The organism is Rhodococcus sp. P4_B6, assembly GCF_056402215.1.
Genome location: NZ_JBFUHV010000249.1, coordinates 1 through 9,565 on the forward strand (window position 1 = coordinate 1; position 9,565 = coordinate 9,565).

Consider the following 9,565-nt stretch of genomic DNA (forward strand, 5'->3'; position numbering starts at 1 on the left):
GGCAGCCCCGGTCGGCAGCCCCGGTCCCCACGGCGGCCGCGGCCCGGCTGCGGGCGCCCGAGGCGGCGTCCACGGCAACTGTTCTCGCGTCGGCCGCACTGGGCGCCGGCATCGCCCTCGCCGGTGTCCTCGTCGGCGGCATCCTCGTGCGGGGCACCTGCTCGAAATAACCCGCGCACACCCTCGACACAGCACCCCGAACCGSSCGGTTCGGGGTGCTGTCGTCTGTCCAGGGGTGSGGCCGCGCGGGCAGCGCCGAACGAGGACCGCCGAGTTCGGCGATATGTGACAAAGAAACCGGGCGGCGGAAACGGTGCAATTGCCTTACAGAGACGAGCCCAGGAGGAATCGTGGAATCCAGGAAGATTCGGGTCGGTATCGACACCGGCGGAACATTCACCGACGTCGTGGCTGTGGACGAGGAGTCCGGAGCCGTCGTCACCACCAAGACACCCTCGACGCCTGCCGACCCGGCGCAGGGATTCCTCACCGGAATCGAGAAGGTGCTCGCCAAGCTCGGCGAGACCGGCGACGCGATCGGCGCCGTCAGCCACGGCACCACCGTCGCCACCAACAAGCTCCTCGAAGGCAAGGTCGAGAACCTCGGGTTCATCACCACCGAGGGGTACGAGCACGTCCTCGAGATCGCCCGCCAGTCCGTCCCCGACGGCTACGGCAACTCCTACTTCTGGGTCAAGCCCGACCGCATCGTCCCCGCCGACCGCGTCCGCACCATCGGCGGCCGGCTCGCGTTCGACGGCAGCGAGATCCGCCCCCTCGTCGAGGACGACGTCCGCCAGGCGGCCCGCTTCTTCGCCGACCGCGGCATCCGCACCATCGGCGTGTGCCTGATGCACTCCTACGCCAACCCGAGCCACGAGAACCGCGTCCGGGATCTTCTGCTCGAGGAATACCCCGAGGCGACGGTGAGCATCTCCAGCCAGGTGCTGCGCGAGTACCGCGAATACGAGCGGTCCATCACCACGCTCGTCGACGCGGCCGTGAAGCCGAACATCCGCAACTACGTGAACAACATCGCGAACCGGCTGCGCGAATTCTCCTCCGACGAGGGCGAGGCCCGCGACATCCCGTTCTACGTGATGAAGTCGAACGGCGGCGTGCTGTCCGCGAAGGAGGTCGTGCACCAGCCCATCACGACCGTGCTGTCCGGCCCGGCGGCCGGCGCGCTCGGTGCGGCGCTCATCGCCAGCGTCGCGGGTGTCGAGCAGGTCCTCACGTGCGACGGCGGCGGAACGTCGACCGACGTCACCGTCGTGGTCCGCGGCGAGCCCGCGCTCACCACCGAGGGCCGGGTCGGGGCGTACCCGTCGAAGATCCCGATGATCGACGTCGTCACCGTCGGCGCAGGCGGCGGCTCCATCGCCTGGCAGACCCCCGAAGGCACGCTGCGCGTCGGACCGCAGTCGGCGGGCGCCGACCCCGGCCCGCTCTGCTACGGCAAGGGCGGCAGCGAGCCGACCATCACCGACGCCCACGTACTGCTCGGCCGCATCCCACCCCACCTGCTCGGCGGCGAGATCCCCCTCGACACCGAACTGGCCCGCAAGGGCGTCGAGCAGCTCGCACACCAGCTGAAGCTCGACTTCGAGGCCTGCGCCACCGGCATCCTCGAGGTGTCGGCGTGGAACCAGGCCAACGCACTGCGGCAGATCACGGTCAAGCGGGGCCTCGACGTCCGCGACTTCACCCTGGTGACGTTCGGCGGCTCCGGGTCGCTGCTCGCCTGCCGGCTCGTCGACATCCTCGGTCTCAAGGACGTCCTCGTCCCGCTGAACCCGGGCAACGTGTCCGCGTTCGGACTGCTCACCGTCGACGTCCGCAACGACTACGTGCAGACCCACGTCTGCCGGCACGACCGGCTGGAGATCGCCGAACTGCAGTCGGGGCTGGACGCGCTCGCCGCCGAGGCGGAAATCGCACTCGCCGACGAGGGCTTCGGCGAGGCAGAGCGCAAGTACGCGCGTTCGGCCGACCTGCGCTACCTCGGCCAGGCGTTCGAGGTGCGGGTGCCCGTCGGGGACGGTCCCGTCACCCCGGAGCTGATGGACGAGGCCGCGGAGCGGTTCCACCAGGCGCACAAGGAGCTGTACGGGTACGACTTCCGCGGCGACCCGCATCAGCACGTGGAGTGGGTGAACCTGCGCGTCAGCGGCATCGGCCCGATCAAGCGCCCGACGCTGAACGAGATCGCGGCGGGCACGGGAGCGGAGTCCGCCGTGACCGGCACCCGCCCGGCGTACTTCGACGAATGGGTCACCACCCAGGTCTACGACCGGGCCAAGCTCGGCGCCGGCGACGTGCTCGAGGGCCCGGCGGTGATCGAGGAATTCAGCTCCACCATTCCCGTGCACCCCGGATTCCGGGCACGGATCGACACCTTCGGAAACATCCGCATCACCAAGATCGCCGACTCGAACGGAGCGAACCGATGACCGTCACCACCGAACCCGTTGCAGTGCAGCCGGTCAAGCCCTACCGGCTGACACCGGTCGACGGTACGACGCCCGACCCGGTGCTGGTGGAGATCGTCGCCGGCTACCTCGCCAGCGTCGAGATGGAGGTCGAGACGTCGATCTCGCGGACCTCCCGCTCCCCGATGATCCGCGACGCGCACGACTTCCGCGCCGGCATCCACGACCGCAACCTCCGGAAGCTCACCGGCCGTTCGTATTCGGCGCTCGTGCATCCGGTGGCGCGGGACTTCCCGCTCGACACCATGAAGCCCGGCGACGTCTACTTCCACAACGACGTCTACCTGTCCGAAGGCGGCATCGGCCACCTCCCCGACCTCTGCGTCACCGTCCCGGTGTTCGCGACCCGGCCGGGCGAGGAGGAACCGTCCGTCGTCGCGTTCGTGCAGGCGTTCGGCCACCACGACGACATCGGCGGCTGCTGCCCGGGATCGATGCCGTCCGGCGCGACCACGGTGTACGAGGAGGGCCTGATGGTCCCGCCGATCAAGCTGTGGGATCAGGGTGTGCCCAACGAGGCCGCACTGCGCATCATGACCCGCAACTCGCGGATGCCCGACGCGCTGGCCGCCGACCTGGACGCCGAATGCTCGGCGTGCCTCATGGGCGCCCGTCGCCTCACCGAGCTGTTCGAGCGGTACGGCTGCGACACCGTCGAGGCCTGCTTCGACGCGATGATGGACGCGACCACCGAGACGTACCGGCGGGAGATCCTCAGCAAGATCCCCAAGGGCGAATACACGTGGGAGGACTACGCCGAACACGACGGCGTCGACGAGCCCATGCTGCACCGCCAGCGGATCACGCTCACCAAGACCGGCCCGGAGGACGAGGGCGGCGAACGCCTCATCCTCGACTTCAACGGCACCGGCCCGCAGGCCAAGGGTCCCATCAACCACTGCGGTGACTACGCCGACGGCAACTTCCTCATCAAGTGGCTCGCACCGATCCTGCGCAACCTCGCCGACAGTCCCGAGCGGATGGCGGAACTCGACGTCAACGAGGGCGTCGTGCCGTTGATCGAGATGAAGTTCCCGGAGAAGGGCACGCTGATCACGCCGATCTTCCCGGCGCCCACCAACGCCCGGACGTTCGTGATCCTGCGGCTGCTCGGCGTGCTCGCCGGCGTCGTCGCGAAGGCCGTCGACGGGAACATGCCCGCCGACCAGGAGACCATCCGCTACACCGGGGTGTACGGCGAGGACTTCGACGGGCACTCGTACCTGATGCGCGAGGTGCTCGGCGGCGGGTCCGGCGGCAGGCACTACGCGGACGGCGAGGACACCATCCACGTCGTTCCCGACTCGCGGAACCTGCCGACCGAGTTCACCGAGAGCCGGTTCCCGTTCATCGTCGAGAAGCTCGGCCTGGCGAAGGACTCCGGCGGCGCCGGACGCTACCGCGGCGGCCTGGGCTACGAGAAGCACATCCGGATGCTCAAGGACGCCAACTTCATGTCCATCGCCGACCGCTCGATCCTCTCCTGCTGGGGAGTCAAGGGCGGCAAGGCCGGACGGCCGTTCTCGGTGGTCCTCGACCCGGGCGGCCCGAACGAGCGCGAGTTCGACGCGCTCACCGACGCCGAACCGATCAAGGCCGGCGAGGTGGTGCGCATCCGCACCACCGGCGGCGGCGGCTGGGGCGACCCCCTCGACCGTCCCATCGAGGAAGTCGTCCGGGACGTGCTGTGGGGCAAGGTGTCCGCGGAGGGTGCCCGCGCCGACTACGGTGTGGTGCTGACGTCGTCGACCGAGGAACCGGTCGCGGACGTCGACGCCACCGAGGCGCTGCGCGAGCAGATGCGCGACAGCCGCGGACTGGACGAGCCGTTCTTCGACCGCGGTCCCGGTTACGAACGCCTCTCCGGCGGTGCGAAGTTCGCCGAGTTCGACTTCATCGACCGGTGATCCGATGACCGAGTCACTCTCCCGCGGCGCCGGCATCGCCGTCGTCGGCGCCGCGGGGAAGACCGGAGCCGCCGTCGTCGCGGCGCTCGAGGGACTCGCCGACGTACGCCGGGTGGTGCACACCGCCCGGCGTTCCGGCGATTTCGCCGTCGACCTCGAGACCGGTGCGGGACTGGCCGACGCGCTGTCGGGGTGCCGGGGCGTGTACTTCATCGCCCCGAATGTGCATCCCGACGAGCCGGCCCTCGTGCGCCGGGTTCTCACGGCCGCCGCCGACGCGGGCGTCGAGCATTTCGTCTACCACTCGGTCGCGTGGCCCTACACCCCGGCGATGCCGCACCACGTCGACAAGGCGCGGTGCGAGGACATGCTCCGGACGTTCGGCGGGCTCCGGTGGACGATTCTGCAGCCGTGCGCGTACGCGGAGAACTTCGCGTCGGTCCTCGACGGCACGGCCACCGAGGTCGACGTGCCGTACAGCCCCGACGCGAGGTTCTCGTTCGTCGCACTCGCGGACGTCGCCGAGGTGGCGGCGCGAGTGCTGATGGAGGGCCCGGACATCCACCACGGCGCCACCTACGAACTCGGTGGCCCGGAGGCCCTCACCGTGCGGGAACTGTGCGACCGGGCGGCCGGTCCGGTGTCGGTGAAGCAGGTGTCCGTCGACGAGTGGATGTCGCGGCACGGGCGCGACCTGACGGACGACGGTCGCGCCCGGTTGTCCGCGATGTTCGAGTTCTACGACCGGCACGGCTTCACCGCGGGCAATGCCGTGTTCGAGTCGCTGCTGGGCCGCCCACCCAGGTGAGCGGCAAAGCGTGCCGGGGGCACACTTTGCCACTCACATGGGGTCAGACGCCGATCCGGCCGCCCGACTTCCACACCGCCACGACGGCGGGACGCGGCTGCATATCGCCGCCGTCGGGCCAGTGCGACGCCGGGTTGTCGGCGCTCGCGTCGTCCAGTTCACCCGGGTGCTGCACGCACACCGTGACCCGCTCCTCGCTGACGATCGGACCGCACGTCTCGGCGCCCTTGGGCACGGAGAGGAACTGCTTGGTCTCCCCGCGGTTCGCGCCGTCGAGGACGACGCTGAACAGGCCGTCGTTCGACTTCAGCGCGTTGCCGTCGGTGGAGATCCACAGGTTGCCGTGCGGGTCGAACGCCAGGTTGTCGGGGCAGGAGATCGGGCTGACGCTCTCCTTGTCGAACCCGCCGAAGTAGGTGTCGGCCGCCGTCGGGTCGCCGCACACGAGCAGCAGATTCCACGTGAACGCGGTGCCGGCGTGGTCGTCGGTCAGTTCGAGGACCTGGCCGTTCTTGTTGTTGTTCCGCGGGTTGGCCCCGTCGGCGGCCGCGGCGCCGTCGACGCCGCGCTTGGTGTTGTTGGTCAGCGCCACGTACACCTTGCCGGTTGTCGGGCTGGGCTCGAAGTCCTCGGGGCGGTCCATCTTGGTGGCACCGACCTTGTCGCCGGCCTGACGGGTGAACACCGCCACCTCCTCGGCGCTCATGCCGTCGACGAGTGACTCGCCCCGGCCGTCCTCACCGGTGCGCAGCAGCGGGATCCACTCCCCGGTGCCGTCGAACGTGCCGCTCGTCGGCAGCGCCCCCGACCCGTCGATCTCGTCCGCGGAGTTGCCGGCGAACTTCGCGACGTACAGGGTGCCCGCGTCGAGCAGCGTCATGTTGTTGCGGACGGCGGCCTGGCTGTTGCCGTCCATCATCTTCCGGCTGGAGACGAACTTGTACATGTAGTCGAAGCGTTCGTCGTCGCCGCTGTACGCCACGACGGTGCCGTCGTCGGTGACGTGGATGGTGGCGGCCTCGTGCTTGAACCGGCCCAGCGCCGTGTGCTTGACGGGCGCGGACGTCGCGTCCCACGGGTTGACCTCGACGACCCAGCCGAAGCGGTTGACCTCGTTCGGCTCCTGGGCGAGGTCGAAACGCTTGTCGAATCGCTCCCACTTGCGTTCGGATGCAGCACCTTCCACGCCGTACCGCTTCAGTCGCGGGGCGACGGTGGGGTCGGTGACCAGTTCGGCGTTCGCGAAGTACTGGTTGAAGTTCTCCTCCCCCGACAGCACCGTGCCCCACGGGGTGACGCCGCCGGAACAGTTGTTGAGCGTGCCGAGCACCTTGGTGCCCGTCGGGTCCGCGGACGTCTTCAGGAAGTCGCTGCCCGCGGCGGGACCGGTGACGACGAATTCCGTCGTCGCCGTGATGCGCCGGTTGTACGGCCCGAAGTCGGGAGTGAGCGCGCCCGAGCCGGATTCACCCTTCACCTGCACCACGGACAGTCCGTGGGCGGCGAGCGCCGTCTGGAACTGCTCCGGCGACGGGTTCTCGGCGTCGTATCCCTTGAACATGAACGGCTCGGTGGTGTACTCGTGGTTGACCACCAGCAGGAAGGTGTTCGGCTGCCCCTCGACCGGCAGCAGTCCGGCGAAGTCGTTGTTGAACCCGAACTGCTGCGCCTGCGCCTGGGCGGTCTGGTTGTCGAAGTCGAATGCGGGGGCCCCGGGCAGCACTGGGTCGCCCCAGCGGATCACGACGGCCTGCTCGTACCCCTCGGGGACGACGACGGCGTCCTCGGTGTTGGGGGCGACGGCACCGAAGTTCGTTCCCGCCGGTGTGGCGCCGTCCGAACCCCCCGTGCCGGAGACACTTCCGCTGCCGGAGTCGTCCGAGCAGGCGGCCAGCGCACTGCCCGCGCCGACGGCGAGGACGGCCATCCCCGTCCCGCGCAGCATTCCGCGCCGCGACAGGGCGGTGCGGGCGATGTCACGGAAGTACTCGCCGTGCGAGGTGTTGGGCACGTCGTGGGAGCACGCGTTTCCGCACTTGTACTGGCAGGTGACGGAGGCGCGTGAGGACGCGCCGTCATGGTTGACGAACAGTGCGAGGGGTTTCAAACTCACCGTGGCTCCCGATTCGAATGCGGACAACTCCGGCACCGTAGAAGTCGTAAGCGAGGGAAAGGGAACGTAGGTGTGAACGCGCGGACAACGAGGCGACCCTAAGTCTGGAGTGATTTACGTCTAGCCAGCAGCCCGGACGGCGTGCACGATGGATAGATGGACGCCGTCGATGCGCTGCGGGAAATTGCGTTCTGGCTCGAGCGTTCGCGCGACGAGGGACCCAGGATCGGCGCCTTCCGCCGGGCGGCCGATGTGCTCGAGTCGTCGACCGCCGAGGAGCGGGAAGCCCTGGCGGCGAACGGCTGGGTATATCTGCCCGACATCGGCTCCGAGGCGGCCGCGATCATCCGTGAGTGCGCCGATGCGGTGCCGCTGTACCTGACGTATCTGCGCGGTTCCGCGGAGCCGATCGGTCTCGGCGGAACGGAACTGCTCGAGGCGCTCCGCGGCGACCTGCACACCCATTCGGATTGGTCGGACGGCCGGTGCCAGCTCCGGGAGATGATGCGGCGCGCGGCCGCGCTGGGGCACGACTACTGCGCGATCACCGACCACTCGCCGCGGCTGACGGTCGCGAACGGGCTGTCGTCGGAGCAACTGCTCGTCCAGTTGAACGTGGTCGCCGAACTGAACGTCGAACTCGCGCCGTTCCGGGTGCTCACCGGAATCGAGGTCGACATCCTCGACGACGGCACCCTCGACCAGGACGACGACGTGCTCGCCGACCTGGACATCGTGGTCGCGAGCGTGCACTCGCATCTGGACACCGACCGGGCGACGACGACCAAGCGGATGCTGCAGGCCGTCAAGTCTCCGCACGTTGACGTGCTCGGGCACTGCACCGGCCGCCTCGTCGAGGGGGTGCGGGGACCGCGGCCCGAATCGAAGTTCGACGCGGAACGGGTGTTCGACGCGTGCCGCGAGTACGGCACCGCGGTGGAGATCAACTCCCGACCCGAGCGCCGCGACCCGCCGGGACGCCTGATCGACCTCGCATTGAACAGCGGCTGCAAGTTCTCCATCGACACCGACGCGCACACCACCGGGCACCTCGCCTGGCAGGGCTACGCCTGCGAGCGCGCCGCGGAGCGCGGAGTCGAGCCGTCGGATGTGATCAACACCCTGCCCGTGGCCGAGTTGCTGGAGTGGACCGGCGCGCCGATTCGGCAATGATCCGTGTCGTGCTGATCGCGGCCGCGGTGATGGCACTGCTGATCGCCGCGGCGTGGGTGCTGCAGCGAAAACTGATCTACTACCCCGACACCACCCCGGTGCCCCCCGCCGGCCGGCTGATCGCCGGGGCGGAGGACGTCACGCTGACCACGTCGGACGGCCTCGAACTCGGTGCCTGGTACGTCCCGCCCGCGGTCGGCGAGCCGCGCATGACCGTCCTCGTGGCCGCCGGGAACGCCGGCAACCGGGCCGACCGGGCACTGCTGGCCTCGGACCTCGCCGCCGCGGGTTTCGCCACCCTGCTCTTCGACTACCGCGGGTACGGCGGCAACCCCGGTCAGCCCAGCGAGGAGGGGCTGGCACTCGACGTCCGGGCCGCTCGCCGGCACCTCGTCGACGAACGTCGCGTGCCGCCGGGGCGGCTGCTCTACTTCGGCGAAAGCCTCGGAACCGGCGTCGTCACCGAACTCGCCACCGAGCACCCGCCCGCCGGACTGCTGCTGCGGTCGCCGTTCGCCGACCTCGCCGCCGTCGGCAGGGCGCACTACCCGTTCCTGCCGGTTCGGTTGCTGCTACGCGACCGATTTCCCGTCGCCGAGTTCGTCGCACGCATCGACGTGCCTGTCACCGTGGTCTACGGGACGGCGGACACCATCGTCCCGCCGGAGCAGAGTGCCCGCGTCGCCGAAGCCGCGCTCGGCGACGTCGACACCGTCGTGCTGTCCGGCGCGGGGCACAACGACGACATGATGTTCGGCGGCCCGGAGATCGTCCGCGCCACCGCCGAACTCGCCGCGAGGGCGCTCCGCGCCCCGTGAGCCTTTTTGGTTGTTCCAGGGGCTGTTGCAAAATTCCGGGTCGGGGTGTCCGCGTGTCACCCTGGTCTGACCTGGGGTTTCCTGGATAATGTGTTGGTGGCCAAGGGATATCGACCGGTGAATCGTGATCAGCAGTTCCTGTTGCCGCCGGACATGCGGGAGTGGGTGCCGCCCACGCATCCGGTGTGGACGGTGATCGAGATCGTCGACTCCCATCTCGACACCTCGGCGTTCCACGCTTCTCGTCGCACCGG

The 9,565-nt window shown here is 69.4% G+C and carries 6 protein-coding genes and 1 pseudogene; 6 read left to right on the plus strand and 1 reads right to left on the minus strand.

Annotated features, from left to right (window positions below; translation table 11 throughout):
* Nucleotides 1-350 precede the first annotated feature (350 nt).
* From AC1DWT_RS46865 to AC1DWT_RS46875, 3 genes are read left to right on the plus strand one after another with little or no spacing between them, the layout of a single operon-like run.
* Nucleotides 351-2,453, plus strand: a complete 2,103-nt coding sequence (locus tag AC1DWT_RS46865; protein WP_206014010.1) for a hydantoinase/oxoprolinase family protein — start codon at nucleotides 351-353, stop codon at nucleotides 2,451-2,453.
* Nucleotides 2,450-4,399: a hydantoinase B/oxoprolinase family protein gene (locus AC1DWT_RS46870; RefSeq protein ID WP_206014009.1), complete on the plus strand. Its 1,950-nt coding sequence runs from the start codon at nucleotides 2,450-2,452 to the stop codon at nucleotides 4,397-4,399. The genes AC1DWT_RS46865 and AC1DWT_RS46870 overlap by 4 nt, the downstream gene beginning before the upstream one ends.
* A gap of 4 nt (nucleotides 4,400-4,403) precedes the next feature.
* The gene (locus AC1DWT_RS46875; protein WP_206014008.1) at nucleotides 4,404-5,207 is read left to right on the plus strand and encodes an NmrA family NAD(P)-binding protein; all 804 of its coding nucleotides are present in this window, start codon (nucleotides 4,404-4,406) and stop codon (nucleotides 5,205-5,207) included.
* Nucleotides 5,208-5,250: 43 nt separating this feature from the next.
* Here the strand turns inward: AC1DWT_RS46875 and AC1DWT_RS46880 are convergent, their stop codons facing one another.
* Nucleotides 5,251-7,320, minus strand: a complete 2,070-nt coding sequence (locus AC1DWT_RS46880) for a PhoX family protein (RefSeq protein ID WP_206014007.1) — start codon at nucleotides 7,318-7,320, stop codon at nucleotides 5,251-5,253.
* Nucleotides 7,321-7,476: 156 nt separating this feature from the next.
* On the opposite strand from AC1DWT_RS46880, the gene AC1DWT_RS46885 reads away from it, so the two are divergent.
* From AC1DWT_RS46885 to AC1DWT_RS46895, 3 genes and pseudogenes are all read left to right on the plus strand, one after another.
* Nucleotides 7,477-8,493, plus strand: a complete 1,017-nt coding sequence (locus AC1DWT_RS46885) for a PHP domain-containing protein (RefSeq protein ID WP_072945131.1) — start codon at nucleotides 7,477-7,479, stop codon at nucleotides 8,491-8,493.
* Complete coding sequence (locus tag AC1DWT_RS46890; protein ID WP_206014006.1) at nucleotides 8,490-9,311, plus strand: alpha/beta hydrolase; 822 nt, start codon at nucleotides 8,490-8,492, stop codon at nucleotides 9,309-9,311. Before AC1DWT_RS46885 ends, AC1DWT_RS46890 begins: the two co-directional genes overlap by 4 nt.
* Nucleotides 9,312-9,401: 90 nt before the next feature.
* Nucleotides 9,402-9,565 (plus strand): annotated as a pseudogene (locus AC1DWT_RS46895) (transposase); the annotation flags it as partial.

Excerpts from the sequence above, each read along its gene's own strand:
- AC1DWT_RS46875 (WP_206014008.1), top strand. The coding sequence starts at position 4,404 with ATGACCGAGTCACTCTCCCGCGGCGCCGGCATCGCCGTCGTCGGCGCC.
- AC1DWT_RS46870 (WP_206014009.1), top strand. The coding sequence starts at position 2,450 with ATGACCGTCACCACCGAACCCGTTGCAGTGCAGCCGGTCAAGCCCTAC.
- AC1DWT_RS46890 (WP_206014006.1), top strand. The coding sequence starts at position 8,490 with ATGATCCGTGTCGTGCTGATCGCGGCCGCGGTGATGGCACTGCTGATC.
- AC1DWT_RS46885 (WP_072945131.1), top strand. The coding sequence starts at position 7,477 with ATGGACGCCGTCGATGCGCTGCGGGAAATTGCGTTCTGGCTCGAGCGT.